The organism is Protaetiibacter mangrovi (assembly GCF_024752305.1).
In the GTDB taxonomy this organism is placed as follows: domain Bacteria; phylum Actinomycetota; class Actinomycetes; order Actinomycetales; family Microbacteriaceae; genus Homoserinibacter; species Homoserinibacter mangrovi.
The window spans coordinates 302,984-322,798 of sequence record NZ_JANTHX010000003.1 but is presented as its reverse complement, the minus strand read 5'-3'; the positions used below and the strand labels follow the sequence as shown (position 1 = coordinate 322,798).

Annotated in this window: 19 protein-coding genes; 8 read left to right on the top strand and 11 right to left on the bottom strand. The window is 70.3% G+C overall.

Annotated features, from left to right (window positions below):
* The 6 genes from NUH29_RS02165 to NUH29_RS02140 all read left to right on the top strand — a co-directional run.
* A partial coding sequence (locus tag NUH29_RS02165; protein ID WP_258797254.1) for a M20/M25/M40 family metallo-hydrolase occupies window positions 1-808 on the top strand: 808 nt, incomplete at its 5' end.
* A gap of 38 nt (window positions 809-846) precedes the next feature.
* Complete coding sequence (locus NUH29_RS02160) at window positions 847-1,194, top strand: HesB/IscA family protein (RefSeq protein ID WP_187676307.1); 348 nt, start codon at window positions 847-849, stop codon at window positions 1,192-1,194.
* A 204-nt stretch (window positions 1,195-1,398) separates the two neighbouring features.
* Window positions 1,399-2,283: an aa3-type cytochrome oxidase subunit II gene (ctaC, locus tag NUH29_RS02155; protein WP_258797251.1), complete on the top strand. Its 885-nt coding sequence runs from the start codon at window positions 1,399-1,401 to the stop codon at window positions 2,281-2,283.
* A 3-nt stretch (window positions 2,284-2,286) separates the two neighbouring features.
* Window positions 2,287-4,029 carry an aa3-type cytochrome oxidase subunit I gene (ctaD, locus tag NUH29_RS02150; RefSeq protein WP_258797250.1) on the top strand — a complete coding sequence of 581 codons (1,743 nt, stop codon included), beginning with the start codon at window positions 2,287-2,289 and terminating at the stop codon, window positions 4,027-4,029.
* Window positions 4,030-4,033: 4 nt separating this feature from the next.
* Window positions 4,034-4,462, top strand: coding sequence for a cytochrome c oxidase subunit 4 (locus tag NUH29_RS02145; protein ID WP_258797249.1), 429 nt, complete (start codon window positions 4,034-4,036; stop codon window positions 4,460-4,462).
* On the top strand, window positions 4,462-4,887 hold the full coding sequence (locus NUH29_RS02140) for a GNAT family N-acetyltransferase (protein WP_258797248.1): 426 nt from the start codon (window positions 4,462-4,464) through the stop codon (window positions 4,885-4,887). Before NUH29_RS02145 ends, NUH29_RS02140 begins: the two co-directional genes overlap by 1 nt.
* Before the next feature lie 376 nt (window positions 4,888-5,263).
* Here NUH29_RS02140 and qcrB read toward each other — a convergent pair whose 3' ends face one another.
* The 4 genes from qcrB to ctaE are packed head-to-tail and all read right to left on the bottom strand — an operon-like array spanning window position 5,264 to window position 9,475.
* Window positions 5,264-6,835: a cytochrome bc1 complex cytochrome b subunit gene (gene qcrB / locus NUH29_RS02135; RefSeq protein WP_258797268.1), complete on the bottom strand. Its 1,572-nt coding sequence runs from the start codon at window positions 6,833-6,835 to the stop codon at window positions 5,264-5,266.
* Window positions 6,836-6,891: 56 nt separating this feature from the next.
* Complete coding sequence (gene qcrA, locus NUH29_RS02130; RefSeq protein ID WP_258797247.1) at window positions 6,892-7,953, bottom strand: cytochrome bc1 complex Rieske iron-sulfur subunit; 1,062 nt, start codon at window positions 7,951-7,953, stop codon at window positions 6,892-6,894.
* A 48-nt stretch (window positions 7,954-8,001) separates the two neighbouring features.
* The gene (qcrC, locus tag NUH29_RS02125; RefSeq protein ID WP_258797245.1) at window positions 8,002-8,811 is read right to left on the bottom strand and encodes a cytochrome bc1 complex diheme cytochrome c subunit; all 810 of its coding nucleotides are present in this window, start codon (window positions 8,809-8,811) and stop codon (window positions 8,002-8,004) included.
* 28 nt (window positions 8,812-8,839) lie between these two features.
* A complete protein-coding gene (ctaE, locus tag NUH29_RS02120) occupies window positions 8,840-9,475 on the bottom strand; it encodes an aa3-type cytochrome oxidase subunit III (RefSeq protein WP_258797244.1) in 636 nt (211 codons plus the stop codon).
* A 105-nt stretch (window positions 9,476-9,580) separates the two neighbouring features.
* On the opposite strand from ctaE, the gene trpD reads away from it, so the two are divergent.
* The gene (trpD, locus tag NUH29_RS02115; RefSeq protein ID WP_258797243.1) at window positions 9,581-10,633 is read left to right on the top strand and encodes an anthranilate phosphoribosyltransferase; all 1,053 of its coding nucleotides are present in this window, start codon (window positions 9,581-9,583) and stop codon (window positions 10,631-10,633) included.
* A 6-nt stretch (window positions 10,634-10,639) separates the two neighbouring features.
* Here the strand turns inward: trpD and NUH29_RS02110 are convergent, their stop codons facing one another.
* The 6 genes from NUH29_RS02110 to NUH29_RS02085 all read right to left on the bottom strand — a co-directional run bounded on the left by NUH29_RS02110 (window position 10,640) and on the right by NUH29_RS02085 (window position 16,965).
* A complete protein-coding gene (locus NUH29_RS02110) occupies window positions 10,640-11,926 on the bottom strand; it encodes an alpha-hydroxy-acid oxidizing protein (RefSeq protein ID WP_258797242.1) in 1,287 nt (428 codons plus the stop codon).
* A gap of 23 nt (window positions 11,927-11,949) precedes the next feature.
* Entirely contained in the window at window positions 11,950-13,164 is a 1,215-nt protein-coding gene (locus tag NUH29_RS02105) for a sugar ABC transporter permease (protein ID WP_258797241.1), read from the bottom strand.
* On the bottom strand, window positions 13,161-13,928 hold the full coding sequence (locus NUH29_RS02100; RefSeq protein WP_258797267.1) for an ATP-binding cassette domain-containing protein: 768 nt from the start codon (window positions 13,926-13,928) through the stop codon (window positions 13,161-13,163). Before NUH29_RS02100 ends, NUH29_RS02105 begins: the two co-directional genes overlap by 4 nt.
* Before the next feature lie 62 nt (window positions 13,929-13,990).
* Entirely contained in the window at window positions 13,991-15,085 is a 1,095-nt protein-coding gene (locus NUH29_RS02095; RefSeq protein ID WP_258797240.1) for an ABC transporter substrate-binding protein, read from the bottom strand.
* A 4-nt stretch (window positions 15,086-15,089) separates the two neighbouring features.
* Window positions 15,090-16,295: an ROK family transcriptional regulator gene (locus tag NUH29_RS02090; protein ID WP_258797239.1), complete on the bottom strand. Its 1,206-nt coding sequence runs from the start codon at window positions 16,293-16,295 to the stop codon at window positions 15,090-15,092.
* 46 nt (window positions 16,296-16,341) lie between these two features.
* Window positions 16,342-16,965 carry a hypothetical protein gene (locus tag NUH29_RS02085; RefSeq protein WP_258797238.1) on the bottom strand — a complete coding sequence of 208 codons (624 nt, stop codon included), beginning with the start codon at window positions 16,963-16,965 and terminating at the stop codon, window positions 16,342-16,344.
* Between the two features lie 97 nt (window positions 16,966-17,062).
* Between NUH29_RS02085 and argG the strand changes: the two genes are divergently transcribed.
* The gene (gene argG / locus NUH29_RS02080; RefSeq protein ID WP_258797237.1) at window positions 17,063-18,505 is read left to right on the top strand and encodes an argininosuccinate synthase; all 1,443 of its coding nucleotides are present in this window, start codon (window positions 17,063-17,065) and stop codon (window positions 18,503-18,505) included.
* A gap of 34 nt (window positions 18,506-18,539) precedes the next feature.
* On the opposite strand, the gene NUH29_RS02075 is transcribed toward argG, so the two are convergent.
* A complete protein-coding gene (locus tag NUH29_RS02075) occupies window positions 18,540-19,799 on the bottom strand; it encodes a D-arabinono-1,4-lactone oxidase (RefSeq protein WP_258797235.1) in 1,260 nt (419 codons plus the stop codon).
* Window positions 19,800-19,815: the final 16 nt, after the last annotated feature.

Here is a 19,815-nt window from a genome sequence, read left to right as displayed (position 1 = left end):
CGCCGACTCGGGCAACTGGTCGGTCGACGTCCCGGCGGTGACGGTGGGGCTGCGCGGCGCCGTCGCCTTCAACCTGCGCGTCACGACGCTCGAGCACGCCTCGCATTCGGGGATGTTCGGGGGAGCGGTGCCGGATGCGATGCTCGCCGCGATCCGGATGCTCGCCTCCCTGTGGAACGAGGACGGGTCGGTCGCCGTGGCCGGTCTGACCTCGCGCGAGGCGGAGACCCCGCCGTACGACGAGGCGCAGCTGCGCGCCGAGACGGGCCTGCTCGAGGGCGCGACCCCGATCGGCCGAGGCGAGATCATCTCGCGGGTGTGGAACCAGCCCGCCATCACCGTCACCGGCATCGACGCCCCGAGCATCAAGGACGCGTCCAACACGCTGATCCCGAGCGTGCGGGTGCGCGTGAGCGCCCGTGTCGCCCCCGGACAGCGCGCCGAGGAGGCGTACGAGGCGCTCATCGGCCACCTCCGGGCCCACGCGCCGTTCGGCGCGCAGCTCGAGGTCGACGGCCTGGACCTCGGTCAGCCCTTCCTCGTCGACACGAGCGGCTGGGCGGTCGCCGACGCGAAGGCGGTGCTCGAGGAGGCCTTCGGCAACCCGACGGTCGAGATGGGCGTCGGCGGCTCGATCCCGTTCATCGCCGAGCTGGCGGAGCGCTTCCCGAACGCGCAGATCCTGGTGACCGGCGTGGAGGACCCGGACTCCCGGGCGCACAGCCCCAACGAGTCGCTGCATCTGCCGAGCCTCCAGAAGGCGATCCTCGGCGAGGCGCTGCTGCTCGCGCGCCTCGCGGCCCGCTGATCCAGCATCCGCGGCGAACCGGCGGGTACAATCGCGGCATGACCGACACGCTCGAGACGACCCACGGGGTCTCCCTCTCCGACACCGCCGCGCAGAAGGTGCGGTCGCTCCTCGAGCAGGAGGGCCGCGACGACCTGCGCCTGCGCGTCGCCGTGCAGCCCGGCGGATGCTCGGGCCTCATCTACCAGCTCTATTTCGACGAGCGCCTGCTCGACGGCGACGCCACCCGCGACTTCGACGGCGTGGAGGTGGTCGTCGACCAGATGAGCGTGCCGTATCTCGACGGCGCCTCCATCGACTTCGAGGACACGATCTACAAGCAGGGCTTCACGATCGACAACCCCAACGCCCAGGGCAGCTGCGCCTGCGGCGATTCGTTCCATTGAGTCATCTGGCGCCGCGATAATCCGCGGCGCCCCGCTTCCGCGATACGAGCGCGGTCGCATCGCTCCGCGGCTTTCCCGCCGCATCCGGAGAATGACGCGACCGCGCTCGTGTCGTTCTCCGGCGCGCGCGGCGGATTATCGCCGCGCCGAACAGGACAGTAGACTCGGAGACGAATCACCACGTCGTCGTCCGAGAGGTTCCAGGTGCGATCCAACCGCCCCCAGCGCTCACGATTGGCCCGTTGGGCCGTCGTCCCGATCGGCCTCGCGGTCGCCGTCGTGCTCGCCGGCTGCACGCAGGAGCAGCTCAACGGCTTCCTGCCGGCCGACGCGGGCACGACCAACCACACCGAGCGCATCATCGGCCTCTGGGTCACGTCCTGGATCGTGCTGCTCGTCGTCGGCGTCGTCACGTGGGGCCTGATGCTGTGGGCCGCGGTGGTGTACCGCCGCCGCAAGGGCCAGACGGGCCTCCCGGTGCAGCTGCGCTACAACATGCCGGTCGAGATCTTCTACACGGTCGTGCCGTTCTTCCTGATCCTCGGGTTCTTCGCCTTCACCGCGCGCGACCAGGCCGCCATCGAAGATGACCCGGGCAACCCCGACGTGCGCATCGAGGCCTTCGGCAAGCGCTGGTCGTGGGACTTCAACTACCTTAACGAGAACGTCTACACGCAGGGCGTGCAGGCGCAGCCGGATGCCGAGGGCAACCTCGACGAGGACACGCTGCCCGCGCTCTACCTCCCGGTCGGCAAGAAGGTCGAGATCGACCTCGAGTCGCGTGACGTGGCCCACTCCTTCTGGATCATCGACTTCCTCTACAAGAAGGACATGATCCCGGCCAAGACCAACTACATGTACTTCGTGCCCCTCAAGGAGGGCGTCTACCGCGGCAAGTGCGCGGAGCTGTGCGGCGAATACCACGCCGACATGCTCTTCACCGTGCACGTCGTCTCGGAGGAGGAGTACCAGGCGCACATCGACGAGCTGCGCGCCGCCGGCAACGAGGGACGCCTGGACGCCACGTACAACGTGAACCAGAACCTCCCCGGCAACGGCACATCCAGCATCAGCGAGAACGAGGACTGATCGATGACCACCACAGCTCCGGCCCCCGGCCAGACCTCGGCGCCGACGCAGACCCGCACCGTCGCCCCGGCGAAGCCCACCAGCAAGGGCGCGATCATCGTCAAGTGGCTCACCACCACCGACCACAAGACGATCGGCTACCTGTACCTGATCACGTCGTTCATCTTCTTCTGCATCGGCGGCGTGCTGGCCCTCGTGATCCGCGTGGAGCTGTTCACCCCGGGTGTCGACGTCGTCCCGTCGAACGAGGCGTACAACCAGCTGTTCACGATGCACGGCACGATCATGCTGCTGATGTTCGCGACGCCGCTGTTCGCGGGCTTCGCGAACGCGATCATGCCGCTGCAGATCGGCGCCCCCGATGTCGCCTTCCCCCGGCTGAACGCGCTCGCGTTCTGGCTGTTCACCTTCGGGTCGCTCATCGCGGTCGGCGGCTTCTTCACCCCGCAGGGTGCGGCGGGCTTCGGCTGGACGGCCTACGCGCCGCTCACCAGCACGACCTTCACGCCGGGCCTCGGCGGCAACCTGTGGGTCTTCGGTCTCGCGCTCTCCGGATTCGGCACCATCCTCGGCGGCGTGAACTTCATCACCACGATCATCACGATGCGCGCACCCGGCATGACCATGTGGCGCATGCCGATCTTCACCTGGAACATCCTGGTGACGTCGATCCTCGTGCTGCTCGCGTTCCCGATCCTCGCCGGCGGCCTGTTCGCGCTCGGCGCCGACCGCGTCTTCGGGGCACACCTCCTGGATCCCGCCAACGGCGGCACGATCCTCTGGCAGCACCTGTTCTGGTTCTTCGGTCACCCCGAGGTCTACATCATCGCGCTGCCGTTCTTCGGCATCGTGTCCGAGGTGTTCCCGGTGTTCAGCCGCAAGCCGATCTTCGGCTACAAGACGCTGATCTTCGCGACGATCGCGATCGCCGCCCTCTCGGTGACGGTGTGGGCGCACCACATGTACGTCACGGGTTCGGTGCTGCTGCCGTGGTTCGCGCTCATGACCATGCTCATCGCCGTGCCGACGGGTGTGAAGATCTTCAACTGGATCGGCACGATGTGGCGCGGTTCGGTCACCTTCGAGACCCCGATGATCTGGGCGATCGGCTTCCTGGTGACCTTCGTCTTCGGTGGCCTCACCGGCGTCATCCTCGCCTCGCCGCCGCTCGACTTCCACGTGTCGGACTCGTACTTCGTCGTCGCCCACTTCCACTACGTCGTCTTCGGGACGGTCGTGTTCGCGATGTTCTCGGGCTTCTACTTCTGGTGGCCCAAGTGGACGGGCAAGATGCTCGACGAGCGGCTCGGCAAGATCCACTTCTGGTTGCTGTTCATCGGCTTCCACACGACCTTCCTCGTCCAGCACTGGCTCGGCGTCGAGGGCATGCCGCGTCGCTATGCGGGCTACCTGGCGAGCGACGGCTTCACGTGGGAGAACCAGCTCTCGACCATCGGCTCGGCGATCCTGGCGGTGTCGCTCATCCCGTTCTTCCTCAACGTGTGGATCACGGCGCGCAAGGCGCCGCGGGTGACCGTCGACGACCCGTGGGGCAACTCCCGCTCGCTCGAGTGGGCCACCTCGTGCCCGCCGCCGCGTCACAACTTCACGTCGATCCCGCGCATCCGCTCGGAGTCGCCGGCCTTCGACCTGCACCACCCCGAGACCGTGCAGGTGGGCATCGGTCCCGCCAAGGACGCACCGGATGCGCCGGTCGTCGATCTCGCCGACGGAGAGGTGAAGTAGCGCCATGCGCACCAACGCGAATCTGTTCTGGATCCTGGGGGCGTTCTTCCTCCTGTCCGCCGCGGCCTACACGATCTGGGTGGGTATCACCGTCGGCTGGAACCCCGACCACCTCGAGTGGGTGGGCACGGTCGCCATGACGCTCTCGGCGATCCTGGCGTTCTTCCTGGCCTTCTACCTCGGGCGTACGCACTCGGCCCAGGGCGGCGAGCTCGCGCAGGACAGCCTCACGGCCGACATCGACGATGACGACCCGGAGCTCGGGCACTTCAGCCCGTGGAGCTGGTGGCCGCTGACCCTCGGCGGCGCGCTCGCGCTCGTGTTCCTCGGCCTCGCGGTCGGGCCGTGGATCTCCTTCATCGGCGGCCCGCTCGCGGTCATCGCCATCATCGGCTGGAACTACGAGTACTACCGGAACAACTTCGCCCGCTGATGACGGTGCGTGCGGCCCGGGCGGGCGACGAGGACGCGATCTTCGCGCTCGTCGAGCAGTTGGGGCACGCCTTCGCGCCCGACCGTGACGCGTTCGACGCGACGATGGCCGGCTACCTCGCCGGTGAGCAGCCCACCGTGCTGCTGCTCGTCGCGGAGGACGGCGACGGCGTCCGCGGCTACGCCCTCACCACCATCGTGCCGCTGCTCTCGACCAACGGGCCGTCCGCGCAGCTGCAGGAGATCGTGGTCGCCTCCGACGCCCGCGGCCACGACTACGGCACCCAGCTCGTGCACGCCGTCGAGGCCGAGTGCGAGCGTCGCGGCGTGACCCAGCTCACGGTCGCGAGTCGTCGTGCGGGCGGCTTCTACGACCGTCTCGGCTTCCATGAATCGGCCGAGTACATGCGCCGCTTCTTCGCGTAACCCCTCCCACGATGTCCGCGGGGACCGCTCCCGCGAGGGGAAGAGACGTCGTCCGAGTCGCATGCCCCCGCGTCGCCGCTGCGCGGCGGCGCTCCCGCCAGTCCCGATGCCAGCGACTCGGACGACGTCTCTTCCCCTCGCTCCGCTACGTCGCGAGGCCGGTGAACCTCCTCGGACGGAGCGGAGCGTGGCGGCGGGGTCGCTTGCGGGACGCTGGCATCGGGACTGGCGGGAGCGCGCGGCCGTCAGGCCGCACGCGGGGGCATGCGTCGCGCAAGCGACCCCGCCGCCGCGCGGGAGCGGCACCACAGGCGAGCGATCGGACAACGGAAGGCCCGGCATCCGCGAGGGATGCCGGGCCTTCCGTGACGATGGATCAGTGGTGGCCGTGCTTGGAGGCCTCGATCTCGGTGCGCGTCACCGGGGCGATGCGGTCCTCGAAGAACCACCGCGACATGACGCCCCGCAGCTTCGTGCCGAAGGTGATCTTGCCGTTCGCGTTCGGGCGCACCATGAGCGGCGCGTAGTCGTCGTAGCTCACCAGGCGCCAGCGCTCGTAGTCCGAGAGCTGCTCGTGCACCTCGATGTACTCGCCGCCCGGCAGGCGCACGATGCGGCCCGACTCGTAGCCGTGCAGCGCGATCTCGCGATCCTTCTTCTGCAGGGCGATCGAGATCCGCTTCGCCACGATGTAGGCGATGATCGGGCCGAGGATGAGCAGCGCCTGCAGCGTGTGCGTGACTCCCTCGATCGAGAGACGGAAGTGGGTGGCGATGAGGTCGGAGCTCGCCGCGGCCCACATGACCGCGTAGAAGGTGACACCCGCGGCGCCGATGGCCGTGCGGGTCGGCGCGTTGCGCGGACGCTCGGTCATGTGGTGCTCGCGCTTGTCGCCCGTGACGAAGGCCTCGATGAAGGGGTAGAACGCCACCAGCACGAGGAACACCACGAGGATGATGATCGGCACGATGATGTTCATCGAGAAGGTGAAGCCCCACAGCTCGAACTCCCAGCCCGGCGGGATGAGACGCAGCGTGCCGTCCGCGAAGCCGATGTACCAGTCGGGCTGGGTGCCGGCGGACACGGGGGAGGGGTCGTAGGGGCCGTAGTTCCAGATCGGGTTGATGGTGACCGTCGCGGCGATCAGCATGATCACGCCGAAGACGATGAAGAAGAAGCCACCCGCCTTCGCCGCGAACACCGGCATGATCGGGTTGCCGACCACGTTGCCCTCGGTGCGGCCGGGGCCGGCGAACTGGGTGTGCTTGTTCACGATCAGCAGGATCATGTGCACGCCGATCGCGGCGATGACGAGTGCCGGCAGCAGCATGATGTGCAGCATGTAGAGGCGGCCGACGATCGCCTCGCCGGGGAACTCGCCGCCGAACAGGAGGTACGAGATCCAGGTGCCGATGACCGGGATGCCCTTGACCATGCCGTCGATGATCCGGAGGCCGTTGCCCGAGAGCAGGTCGTCGGGGAGCGAGTAGCCGGTGAAGCCCTCGGCCATGGCCAGGACGAAGAGCAGGAAGCCGACGACCCAGTTGATCTCGCGGGGCTTGCGGAACGCGCCCGTGAAGAACACGCGCAGCATGTGCAGACCGATCGAGGCGACGAAGAGCAGCGCCGCCCAGTGGTGCACCTGGCGCATCAGCAGGCCGCCGCGCACGTCGAAGCTGATGTCGAGCGTCGAGGCCATCGCCGCCGACATCTCCACGCCCTTGAGCGTGGGGTAGGAGCCCTCGTAGACGACCGGCGCCATGGACGCCTGGAAGAAGAAGGTCAGGAAGGTGCCCGACAGCAGGATGACGACGAAGCTGTAGAGCGCGACCTCGCCGAGCATGAACGACCAGTGGTCGGGGAAGATCTTGCGGCCGAGCTCCTTGACGAGGCCCGACATGCTCGTGCGGTCCTCGATGTAGTTCGCGCCCCAGTTGACGAAGCGCATGCCCGGCCCGGTGGGGGCCTTCGTCTCCGTCGTGGCAGGGGTGGTGGCGGTGGCGGTCACAGCGAACGCTCCCAGAAGCTCGGGCCGACGGGCTCGTGGAAGTCGCTCTGCGCGACCAGGTAACCCTCTTCGTCGACGGTGATGGGCAGCTGCGGCAGCGGGCGCTTGGCCGGTCCGAAGATGACGGCCGCCTCGCGGGTGATGTCGAACTGCGACTGGTGGCAGGGGCACAGCAGGTGGTGGGTCTGCTGCTCGTAGAGGGCCACGGGGCATCCGACGTGGGTGCAGATCTTGGAGTACGCGACGATGCCGCGGAAGCTCCAGTCCTCGCGACCCTCGGAGATGTGCAGGTCCTCGGGGTTCAGGCGCATGAGGAGCACGGCCGCCTTGGCCTTCTCCTCGAGCGGGTGCTCGGAGTCGTTCAGGTTCTCGGGGATCACGTGGAAGACCGAGCCGATCGTCACATCCGAGGCCTTGATCGGCACGCCGTTGGGGTCGCGCGCGAGACGCGTGCCCTTCTCCCACATGGTGTGCTTGAGCAGGGTGGCCGGGTCGTCGGCCGGGGCGAAGTCGCGGAAGATCACGACGGCGGAGAGCGGCGCGAGCACGAGGGCGCCGAGCAGGCCGTTGCGGATGAGCTTGCGCCGCGTGAAGCCGGACTCCTTGTTGCCGAGGGTGAAGATCTCGCTCGCACGGGCGATCGTCTCGGGCTTGCCGCGGGTGTCGTGCCGCAGCTCGACCATGTCGTGGCCGTCCATGAGCGACTTCGACCAGTGCACGGCGCCGAATCCGATGCCGAGAAGGCCGAGTGCGAAGCCGAGGCCGAGGAACAGGTTGTTGAGGCGCACCGACCCCAGGTCGCCCTCGTGGATCGGGAAGACGATGTACGCGACCACGGCGAACACGCTGCCGATCATCGACGCGAGGAAGAGCCAGAACACGCGACGCTCGTTCTGGCGCTCCTTCACCGGGTCGGTGTCGGAGACGCGCGGCCGGTACGGCGGGAAGCCCGGGTTCTCGACGCGGTCATCGGAGATGACGGCGACCCCGGAGGGCAGCGGCGCGCTCTCGTGCCTCTCGACTGCGGTGCCGGGTGCGGCCCCGTCGGTCCCTGCCATGCGCTTCCCTTCCTGTGTTTCCGTGCTCGGGTTCTCGGTGCCCACGCGTCAGTTCGACTTCGCCGTGAGCCAGACGGTGATCGCGACGATCCCGCCGAGCGCGAAGATCCAGACGAACAGACCCTCCGAGACCGGACCGAGGTTGCCGAGGTCGAGCCCACCCGGCGAGGAGTTCGCCTCGATGTACTTGAGGTAGCTGATGATCGCCGACTTGTCCTCGGGGGTGATGTTCGCGTCGTTGAACACCGGCATGTTCTGCGGGCCCGTGATCATGGCCTCGTAGATGTGCTTGGCGCTCACGCCCATGAGGCTCGGGGCGAACTTGCCCTCGGTGAGCGCGCCGCCCGCGCCGGCCACGTTGTGGCACATCGCGCAGTTGATGCGGAACAGCTCCGCTCCGACCGCGAGGTCGCCGTCGCCCGCGAGGTAGCTCTCGTCGGGGATCGACGGGCCGGGGCCGAGGGAGGCGACCCAGCTCGCGAGGGCGGCGATCTGCTCCTCGGTGAACTGGACGGGCTTCTGCTCGGCCTGGGGGCCGGAGGCGGCCATCGGCATGCGGCCGGTGCCCACCTGGAAGTCGACGGCGGCGGCGCCGACGCCGATGAGGCTCGGGGCGTCCTCGGTGCCCTGGGCCTGCAGGCCGTGGCAGCTGGCGCAGTTGGCGGCGAAGAGCTTCTCGCCCTCGTCGGCGAGCTTGGTCACCTGGGACTCGCTCGCGGCGTCGGCGCTGGCGCCCGCCGTCAGCGCGGCGTAGGCGCCGCCGGTGGCGAGCAGGCCGATGAGCAGCAGGGCCGCGGATGCGAGCGGGGAACGCCGGCCGGCGCGGCGGGTACGTGTACGGGTAGCGGAGGTCGCCATGATCGTGGAGTTGATCCGTTCTGCCGGGCTATTGAAGGACGTAGATGACGAGGAACAGGCCGATCCAGACGACATCGACGAAGTGCCAGTAGTAGGAGACGACGATCGCGCTCGTCGCCTCCTTGTGGGTGAAGCGCGAGACCGCGAAGGTGCGGCCGATCACGAGCAGGAAGGCGATGAGACCGCCCGTCACGTGGAGGCCGTGGAATCCGGTCGCGAAGTAGAAGACCGATCCGTAGGAGTCGGACTGGAAGCCGACGTGCTCGGACACCAGTTGGCCGTACTCGAAGATCTGGCCGGTCACGAAGACCGCGCCGAGCGCGTAGCTCAGGAAGAACCACTCGACCATGCCCCACTTGGTGAGGGCGAACAGGCCCCCGGTGCGTCGCGGCTGCATGCGCTCGGCCGCGAAGACGCCGAACTGGGCCGTGAACGAGGACGCGACCAGGATGATCGTGTTCGCGAGCGAGTACCAGACGTTGAGCTTGGCGGTCTGCTCGTCCCACAGCTCCGGCGACATCGATCGCAGGGTGAAGTAGACGGAGAAGAGGCCCGCGAAGAACATGACCTCGCTGCCGAGCCACACGATCGTGCCCACGGCGACGGTGTTCGGCCGGTGGATGACCGGTGTGCTCGGGGCGCTGACGGCGGAGGTAGTGGTCACCTCTCCATTATGGCTGATATCGCTCACGGCGAATTCACCGGAATGGGCCTGTCGCGTCCGGATCGGTCCGGAGAGGGGTCGTGCGGAGTCGCTACGATCGTGCGCATGCCGACCGAACTCAGCTGGCCCGCCGTGCTCACCGAACTGCTCGCCGGGGGCGATCTCTCGATCGCCGAGGCCGAGTGGGCCATGGGTCAGGTGATGTCGGGGGAGGCCACGAACGCCCAGCTGGCGGGCTTCCTGATCGCGCTCAGGGCGAAGGGCGAGACGGTCGACGAGATCGTCGGCTTCCGGGACGCGATCCTCGCCGCGGCGAAGCCGCTGCCCATCGACCCCATGGCGCTCGACATCGTCGGCACGGGCGGCGACCGGTTCGGCACCGTCAACGTGTCGTCGATGTCGTCGATCGTGTGCGCGGCCGCGGGCGTGCCGGTGGCCAAGCACGGCAATCGCGCCGCGAGCTCCGCATCCGGGGCGTCCGACACGCTGTCGGCTCTCGGTGCCGACATCATGATCGAGCCCGAGCGCGTGGCCGAGGTGCTGCGCGAGACGGGGCTCACCTTCGTGTTCGCCTCGCACTTCCACCCGGGGTTCAAGAACGCCGGACCGGTGCGCGCGGAGCTCGGGATCCCGACGGTGTTCAACTTCCTCGGGCCGCTCTGCAACCCGGGGCGTCCGGAGGCCTCGGCGGTCGGCGTGGCGAGCCTCGACAAGGTCCCGCTCGTCGTCGGCGTGTTCCAGACGCGCGGTGCCACGGCGCTCGTGTTCCGCGGCGACGACGGACTCGACGAGCTCTCGACCACCGGTCACAGCCATGTCTGGGAGGTCTCGCGGGGCGCCGTCGACGAGCACGACCTCGACCCCGCCGACTTCGGCCTGCCGCGCGCCTCGATCGACGAGCTGCGCGGCGGAGACCCCGCGCACAACGCCGCGATCGCGCGCCGGGTGCTCGGGGGCGAGACCGGCCCGGTGCGCGACATCGTGCTGCTCAACGCCGCCGCCGGGCTCGTGTCGTGGGATCTCGCCCTCGACCACACCCGCGGCGAGGAGGACATCCGCACCCGGTTCCGCGACAAGATCGCGGTGGCCGCCTCGGTGATCGACTCGGGCGCCGCGACGGCGAAGCTCGACCAGTGGGTCGCCGCGACGCGCGCCTGACGCGTCTCAGATCCGCACGAGGTCGTCGGGGGAGAGCTCGGCCACGCCGCGGTGGCCGGTGAGCCCGAGCGTGAGGTCCGTCTCGGCGACGATGTCCCGCAGCACCTGGCGCGCGCCCTCCTCGCCGGCGATCGCGAGGCCGTAGACCCAGGCGCGCCCGATCCCCACCGCGGTCGCCCCCAGGGCGAGGGCGCGCACCACGTCCGCGCCGCCGCGCACGCCGGAGTCGAGGATCACCGGCAGGGCGTCGCCGACCGCGGCCACGACGCCGGGGAGCGCGTCGAGGGCGCCGATCGCGCCGTCGACCTGGCGCCCGCCATGCGTCGACACGACGATGCCGTCGACCCCGGCGTCCCGTGCCCGTCGGGCGTCGTCCGGATGCTGGACGCCCTTCAGCAGGATCGGCAGCCGGGTGCGCTCCCGGAGGAACGGCAGGTCGCCCCAGCTCAGCGACGGCCGCGAGAAGACGTCGAGGAAGGTCTCGACGGCGGTGCGGGGCTCACCCGACCGCAGGTTCTCGCGGAAGCGGCCCGGATGCCGCCGCGTCATCCCCACCAGCGTGCGGACGGCCGTCGGGGTCACGCGCGGACGCGGCCCTCCCGACGGCCGCCTCATCCGCTCCCGCACCAGCTGCCGGAAGACCGGGTCGCTCGTGTACTGGGCGATGCCCATGCCGTGGATGAAGGGCAGGAAGCCGCGATCGAGGTCCCGCGGCCGCCAGCCGAGCATCCCCGTGTCGAGGGTCACCACGATCGCCTCGGCTCCGGCCGCCTCGGCACGCGCCACGAGGCTCTCGACGAGCGCATCCTCGCTCGACCAGTAGAGCTGGAACCACCAGGGGCCCGCCGCCTCGCCCGCGACCGCCTCCATCGGCAGCGAGGCCTGGCAGGAGACCATGCTCGTGATGCCGAGCGAGCCCGCGGCCCGGGCGATCGCCCGGTCGGCGTCCGGATCGACGAGCTCGAGCACGCCGATCGGACAGGTCAGCAGCGGGGTCGGGTGGCGCCTGCCGAACAGCTCGATCGAGAGGTCGCGCTCGGCCACGTCCCGCAGCATCCGCGGCACGAGGCGCCAGGAGTCGAAGGCGTCGTAGTTGGCCTCCGCGGTCGACTCGCGTCCCGCCGACCCGGCCACGTACGCCCACGCCTCCGGCGTCATGGCGCGCTCGGCGGACGCGACGAGTGCGCTCCAGCCGGTCGGCACCGCGGGCCGCGAACCGCTCGCGCCCGCGCGGAAGATCTCGGACTGCCGGGCGCGTCCCGGAGCGGGGGTGCGGACCTCGTCGTCCGTCATGGGGTCTCCTGTCGTCCGGGTGCCTAGGCCTGCCCATGAGCCGCGCGCGACCTGCGCGAGAGCGAGTCGATGATGACGGCGAGCAGCAGCACGCCGCCCGTGATCATGTAGCGGATCGAGGAGTCGAGGTTGAGCAGGGTGAGGCCGTTCGAGATCGACTGGATCACCGCGATGCCGAGCAGCGCGCTCCACGCCGAACCGCGCCCGCCGAACAGGCTCGTGCCGCCGATGACCGCCGCGGCGATCGCGTTGAGGTTCGTGTCGCCTCCGCCCGAGGACAGGCTCGCGGAGGCGAGACGCCCCGCGGCGAGCAGGCCCCCGACCACCGCGAAGCTCGAGCACAGCACGAACACCGAGATGTAGACCCGGTCCACCCGGATGCCCGCCCGCCGTGCGGCCTCGACCGAGCCGCCGACGGCGTAGACCTCGCGACCCCAGCGGGTGCGGGTGAGCACGACGTCCATCACGATCACCAGCACGATGAAGAAGACGAACATCACGCCGACGCCGCGATCGGTGGCGAGGTAGGCCACCCCGAGTGCGCAGAGCGTCAGCAGCCCGCCGGCGCGCAGCGCCTGCCATCCGAGGGGGGTCGTGGGCAGCTCGGCCCGCCTCCGGCGCCGCTGGCGCAGCACGGCGGATGTGAACATCCCGCCCGCCCAGAGCGCGGCCAGCAGATAGGCGACCCACGGCGGCAGGAACCAGCTCTGGGCGAACAGCACGATGGGCGAGTCGAAGGGGATGTTGATGGAGCCCGTCGGCCCGAGCACCTTGAGCTGCAGGCCGAGCACGCCGAGCAGCCCGGCGAGCGTGATCACGAAGCTCGGCACACCGAAACGGGTGAAGAGCACCCCGTACAGCAGGCCGATCGCGACGCCGGTGAGGAGGGCGGCGCCGATCGCGAGGGGCAGAGCCCAGCCGAGCTGGGTGAGGCTCACGGCCAGGATGGCGGCGGCGAGACCGCTGACCGATCCGACGGACAGGTCGATCTGCCCGAGCAGCAGCACGAGCACCACGCCGATCGCGATCGTGCCGCCCGCCGCGCACTGCAGCGTGAGGTTCACCAGGTTGTCGGCCGACAAGAAGCTCGGGTTGAGCGCCTGGAACACGACGCAGATGATCACGAGGCCCACGACGACCGGCAGGGAGCCGAGGTTGCCGGTCAGGCGGGATCTGACCTCGTCGACCAGCGCGGGGATGCGCGCCCGCGTCGGGGTGGGCTGCGTCGTCTCGCTCATGCGACCGGTCCGATCCGGCGAGGCGCCGGGTAGACGGGTTCGGGCATCGGACGGGCGTGCTCCGTCGCGCCGGTGATCGCGGCGATGATGTCCTCGTAGCCCACGTCGGCCGCGAGGAAGTCGCCGTTGTTGCGTCCGAGGCGCAGCACCACGATCCGGTCGGCGACCGCCTGGACGTCGGCCATGTTGTGGCTGATCAGCACGACCCCGTGCCCGCGTTCGCGCAGCCGCTCGATGAGGTTGAGCACCTCCGCGGTCTGGGCGACGCCGAGCGCGGCCGTCGGCTCGTCGAGGATCACGACGCGCGGGTCGCCGATGAGCGAACGGGCGATCGCGACGGTCTGGCGCTGCCCGCCCGAGAGCGCCGCGATCGGCACCCGCACCGAGGGGATGCGGGCGGAGAGCTGGCGCAGCAGGGCCCAGGCCTCCCTCTCCATCTCCTCCTCGTCGAGCGCGGTGCGGGTGATCTCGCGCCCGAGGAACAGGTTGGCGACCACGTCGAGGTTGTCGCACAACGCGAGATCCTGGAAGACGGTGGCGATCCCGAGCGCGCGCGAGGCCGTCGGATCCGGGATCGCGACGGGTGCGCGTTCGAACTCGATCTCGCCCGCGTCCGCCGGATGCACGCCCGCCAGGATCTTGACGAGCGTCGACTTGCCCGCGCCGTTGTCGCCGACGATGGCGACGACCTCGCCCGGGAAGATGTCGAGATGGATGTCGGTGAGGGCCTGCACCTTGCCGAAGCTCTTCGAGATGCCCCGCATCGAGAGCACCGGGACCCGGTCGAGCGGGTCGGCCCCGCCCGGCCCGTCGACTGCGGCGACGCTCACGTCAGCCCCGCGGCGGTGCAGGCGGCCGCGTAGTCCGGCGTGCACAGCTGGGTGACGGTGAAGAACCCGTCGCCGAGCACGACGGGGCCGATGCGGTCGCGGGTGACGGCCACCGGCTCCAGGAGGAAGGAGCGCACCGTCTCGGATCCGATGCTCACCTCGACCTCGCCGTCGGGCGAACGGCCGTTGACGAGGTCGATCGCGAGGTCCGCCGCGCGTTCCGCCTCGGGCCGCAGCGCCTTGTAGACGGTCATGTACTGGTCGCCCGTGAGGATCCGCTGCAGCCCGGCGAGCTCCGCATCCTGTCCCGTGACGGGGGGCAGCGGGAGCACCCCGGCCGCCTTCAGCGACGCGATCGCGCCCCCCGCGGTCGGGTCGTTGGCCGCGTACACGCCCACGATGCGCGAACCATACTGCGTGATCTGTCCCGCCACCCAGTCCTGGGCCTTGGCCGGATCCCAGCCGGGGGTGTCGAACTCGGCGAGCACCGTGTAGCCGCTCGCGTCGATCACCTCGTGGGCGCCCTTCTTGAACTGGGAGGCGTTGTTGTCGGTGGGCGAGCCGTTCACCATGAGGATGCCGCCGTCGCCCGGCGCGATCCCCAGCTGCTGCAGGCGCTCCACGAGGGCCTGCGCCTGCAGGCGGCCGACGAGCTCGTTGTCGAAGGAGATGTAGTAGCTGATGTCGGGGCTGTCGATGAGGCGGTCGTAGGAGATCACGGGTACGCCGCGTGCGGCGGCGAGACCGACGATCGAGGCGGCCGCCTTGCCGTCGTAGGGATCCAGCACGAGCACCTGCACGCCCTGGGTCAGCATCGACTCCGCCTGCTGCTGCTGCTTCGCCGCGTCGCCGTCGGCGTTGCCGTACAGCACGTGGCATCCGGGGCAGAGCTGCCCGATGCGCGCCTCGAAGTACGGGCGGTCCGCCGAGTCGTACCGGGCCGTGACCGAGTCGGGGAGCAGCAGTCCGATCTTGGCGGTGTCGGGATCGGTGGTCGCGTTTCCCGACACGCCGTTGGTGCACCCGGAGAGCACGAGCACGGCGGAGAGGGCGGCGATCGCGAAGACGATCGCCCGGGGCGTGCGGATCATCGGGTCACCCGAGCGCCGTGCGGAGGTCGGGGGAGACGGAGACGACCGGGAAGGTGCTGCTGCGGTCGGCCGCGATGCCGAGGGCGCCCATGAGAGCGGCGCGGGGGCCCAGCTGCCCCGCGACGATCTCGGGCGCCGGCGCGAGCCGCGACGCGAGCGAGCGGTCGACGACCTGGCGGATGGGGCCGAGCAGCAGCTCGCCGGCGCGCGCGAGATGGCCGCCGACGACCATGCGGATCGGGTCGAACATGCTGGCGACGTTCGCGGCCGCGACGCCGATGTGGGTTCCCGCGTCGGCGATCGCGCGGATGCAGGCGTCGTCGCCGGCCATCGCGCGCACGATCACGTCGCCGAGCTTGAGGCCGGGGTAGCGGTTCTTGAGCGAGCCGAGGATCGCGTCTCCGCCGGCGATCGCCTCGAGGCAGCCGAGGTTGCCGCAACGGCACAGCGGTCCGTTCTCGACGATCACCATGTGGCCGAACTCGCCGGCGCTGCCGCTCGCACCCCGGTAGCCGCGGCCGCCCATGATGATGCCCGCCCCGATGCCGTCGCTCACCTCGAGGAACATCGCGTCGTCCTGGCCGCGGAGCGCGCCGAGACGGTGCTCGGCGAACGCGGAGAGGTTGGACGAGTTGTCGACGAGCACGGGGACGCGCAGCGCCCGCTCGACCGCGTCGGCGATCGCGATGCCCTCCCAGCCCCGCAGGATGCCGGGGCGCGCGACCATGCCGCTGGCGGCATCCATCGGCGCCGACACCGCCACGCCGACCGCGAGCAGCTCGTCGCGCTCGGCCGAGACGGTGTCGAGCATGTCGGAGAGCAGCATGCCGACGCGTCGGATCTCGTTGTCGGAGCGGTGATCGCGCGCGAGCGGCATCTCGTGCTCGGAGACGACCGTGAGGGTCGCGTCGGCGAGCGCCACCCGCAGGTGCCGCTGGGAGAAGTGGATGCCGCACACCAGCCCCGAGGCGTGGGCGAGGGTCACGTACTGGGCGCGGCGCCCCGAGCGCATCGACTTCGAGGTGCTGAGCACCCCCGACTCGGAGAGCTCCTTGACGATGTTCGACACCGTGGCGGGGGAGAGGCCCGTTGCTCCCGCGAGCTCGACCTGCGTCAGCCCGCCGTGCTTCTTGACGGCGTCGACGATCCGGCCGCGGTTCGCCTCGCGCAGAGACGTCTGCGACCCCGGAGTGCGCCGTTGGTCCGCCATCCGCTCAGGATAGCGGCGCGGGCGGGCAATCGGGGGGAACGGCGGGTCAGACCAGGATCGGGAACGTCGCCATGATGACGACGCCGACCACCGCGACGGCGGCCGCGAGGCCGAGCAGGGTCAGCGCGACCCAGCGGGTGAGCTTGCGCTGCGACATGGCGGTGAGGAACAGCACGAGGGCGAACAGCACCGTCAGCAGGGAGTAGTTGTCGCCGCGGCGGTTGTTGTCGAGGGCGCGCTGGAAGGCCGCGTCGGCGGTGGCGGTGAGATCCGCCGCCCGCTCGGTTCCGTCCGGTACGTACTCCGCGCGGGCGAACGGGCTGGGTTCGACCATGCCGTCGGCCCGCCAGGCGTCGAACGCCGTCGCGAACTCGGCCGGGAACCGCTCCTCGACGTAGGCGGCGAGGGCCTCGTCGCCCGCCCCCTTCGCCTCCACCCAGGACGCGTACACCGCGAGGTCGAAGGCGCGGTTGTCGCGCGCCTCGCCTTCGGCGTTCACCGCCTGTACGCGGGCGCTGGAGGCCTGGGAGAAGGCGATCGACATCTCGCCGCCCCACTTGGAGGATTCGAAGCCGCACCAGGCGGTGAGCACCGCGACGATCGAGAGCATGAAGACCCCCGCGATGTCGAGCAGGTTGCGTGCCCGACGGGGTGCCGATTCCTTCGACATGGCGGAATGCTCTCACGCAGGGAGCCGACCGGGATAGCCGCGGCGCCGGGGCACGCGGGCGGTCGAAGGGCCGGGCGCTCGGCTCTAGGCTGGGAGGGTGACCAAGGTCCTCAGCTCCCTCCCGGTCGGCGAACGCGTCGGCATCGCGTTCTCCGGCGGTCTCGACACCTCCTGCGCCGTCGCGTGGATGCGCGACAAGGGCGCCATCCCGTGCACCTACACCGCGGATCTCGGGCAGTACGACGAGCCCGACATCGACGCGGTCCCGGGGCGCGCGCTGGAGTACGGCGCCGAGCTCGCGCGGCTCGTCGACGCCCGGTCGGCGCTCGTCGAGGAGGGTCTCGTCGCGCTGCAGTGCGGTGCGTTCCACATCCGCTCGGGCGGCAAGACCTACTTCAACACCACGCCGCTCGGACGTGCCGTGACCGGCACCATGCTGGTGCGCGCCATGAAGGAGGACGGCGTCTCGATCTGGGGCGACGGCTCGACCTACAAGGGCAACGACATCGAGCGGTTCTACCGCTACGGCCTCATGGCGAACCCCGCGCTGCGCATCTACAAGCCGTGGCTCGACGTGGACTTCGTGCGCGAGCTCGGCGGCCGCACCGAGATGAGCGAGTGGCTCGTCGCACACGGCTTCCCGTACCGCGACGCCACCGAGAAGGCGTACTCGACCGACGCGAACATCTGGGGCGCGACCCACGAGGCGAAGGACCTCGAGTCGCTTTCGACCGGCCTCGACATCGTCGACCCGATCATGGGCGTCGCGTCGTGGCGCGACGACGTCGAGATCGCCACCGAGGTGGTCTCGGTGCGCTTCGAGGCCGGCCGCCCGGTCGCGATCAACGGCGTCGAGTTCGCGGATGCGGTGGCGCTCGTGCTCGAGGCGAACGCGATCGGCGGGCGCCACGGCCTCGGCGCCTCCGACCAGATCGAGAACCGCATCATCGAGGCGAAGTCGCGCGGCATCTACGAGGCCCCCGGGATGGCGCTGCTGCACATCGCCTACGAGCGGCTGCTGAACGCCATCCACAACGAGGACACGGTCGCGAACTACCACGCGGAGGGACGTCGCCTCGGGCGGCTCATGTACGAGGGTCGGTGGCTCGACCCCCAGTCGCTCATGCTCCGCGAATCGCTGCAGCGCTGGGTCGGCTCGGCCGTGACCGGCGAGGTCACCCTGCGGCTGCGCCGCGGCGACGACTACACGATCCTCGACACCACGGGTCCGCACCTCAGCTACGCGCCCGAGAAGCTCTCGATGGAGCGGGTGGGCGACGCCGCCTTCGGCCCGGACGACCGGATCGGGCAGCTGACCATGCGCAACCTGGACATCGCCGACTCCCGCTCGCGGCTCGAGCAGTACGCCGCGCAGGGCCTCATCGGCGGCGCGACGGGCGATCTCGTCGGGCAGCTGGAGGCGGGTGCCGCGGCGCAGATCCTGGGAGCCGTCGAGCCGTCGAGCGCCGCGGACGACGCCCTCGACTCGGCCATCGACGTGGCCAACGAGGGCTCGGCCTTCGACCTCGGTACCGACTGAGCCATCCGGCGGCGAGTCGCCTCCGGCGGCCCGCTCAGAGTCCGACGGTGTCGCGCAGGAAGTCGTTGACGAAGACGCCGCGGGGGTCGTGGCGGTGTGCCAGCTCGCGGAAGTCGTCGAGGCGCGGATAGAGCGCCGCGAGGGCGGTTGCGCCCGCGGTGAAGCGCTTGCCCCAGTGCGGCCGGGCGCCGAGGGGCAGCAGGCGATCTTCGATGCGGGGGAGCAGGGCGTCGACCTCCCGCTGACGCGGGTGCCAGGTGAAGTGCAGGGCGACGGCGTCATGCCCGAACGCGCCGGAGAGCCAGAGCTCGTCGGCGGCGACCTCGCGGATCTCGGTGACCTGCAGCAGCGGCGCGATGTCGGTCGCGAGCTCGTGGACGGCACCGAGTGCCGCCCGCGCGTTCGCCCGGGGCACCAGGTATTCGCTCTGCAGCTCGGCACCGTTCGACGGGGTGAACTCGAGCCGGAAATGCGGCAGCCGATCGAGCCAGCGACCCGCCGCTCCGAGCTGCGCGGTGCAGTGCACCGGATCGACGCCCGCGATCGGATGCATCTCGAGACGAGAGGGCGCCGCACCGAGCACGCTCGCCGGCGCGGGGGCATCGCGATCCGTCCGGCGCTTCACCCACAGCTGGTCGATCGTGTCCGGATCGCGCCAGGTCGTGAACATGCTCACGCTGTAGCCGAGGGCGACCACCTCGTCGAAGGCCTCGAGCGTCTCCTCGAAGGGCAGGTCGCGGTAGACGGTCTGGGCGACCTCGAACGACGGCTCCACGTCGAGCTCGAGGCGGGTGACGACGCCGAGCGCGCCGAGCGCGACCACGGACCCCGCGAAGTCGGCGTCGCCGCGCCGGAGCGTTACGACCTCGCCCGTTCCGTCGACGAACTCGATCGCGCCGACCGCGGTCGCGAGCGAGCCGTTGGTCACCCCGGAGCCGTGGGTGCCGGTCGCGACGGCGCCCGCCACCGAGATGTGGGGGAGCGAGGCGAGATTCGCCAGTGCGAGCCCCTCCTGCTCGAGGGCGCGGGCGAGCTCGCCGTAGCGGATGCCGGCCGGCACCGACACGGTCACGCGGTCCGGCGAGATGCGCACCGCGGAGACGTCCGCGAGACCACCTGAGGAGACGAGGATCCCGGGGGTGTCGGCGATGGATGAGAACGAGTGGCGCGTTCCGAGGGGACGCAGGCCGCCCGGTTCGGCGGCGCTGACGAGCCGCTGCACCTCCGCCACCGATGCGGGCGTGACGACAGCTCCCGCGAACGTCACGTTGCCGGCCCAGTTGACCTCGCCCATGCGCCTCCTCCGTCGC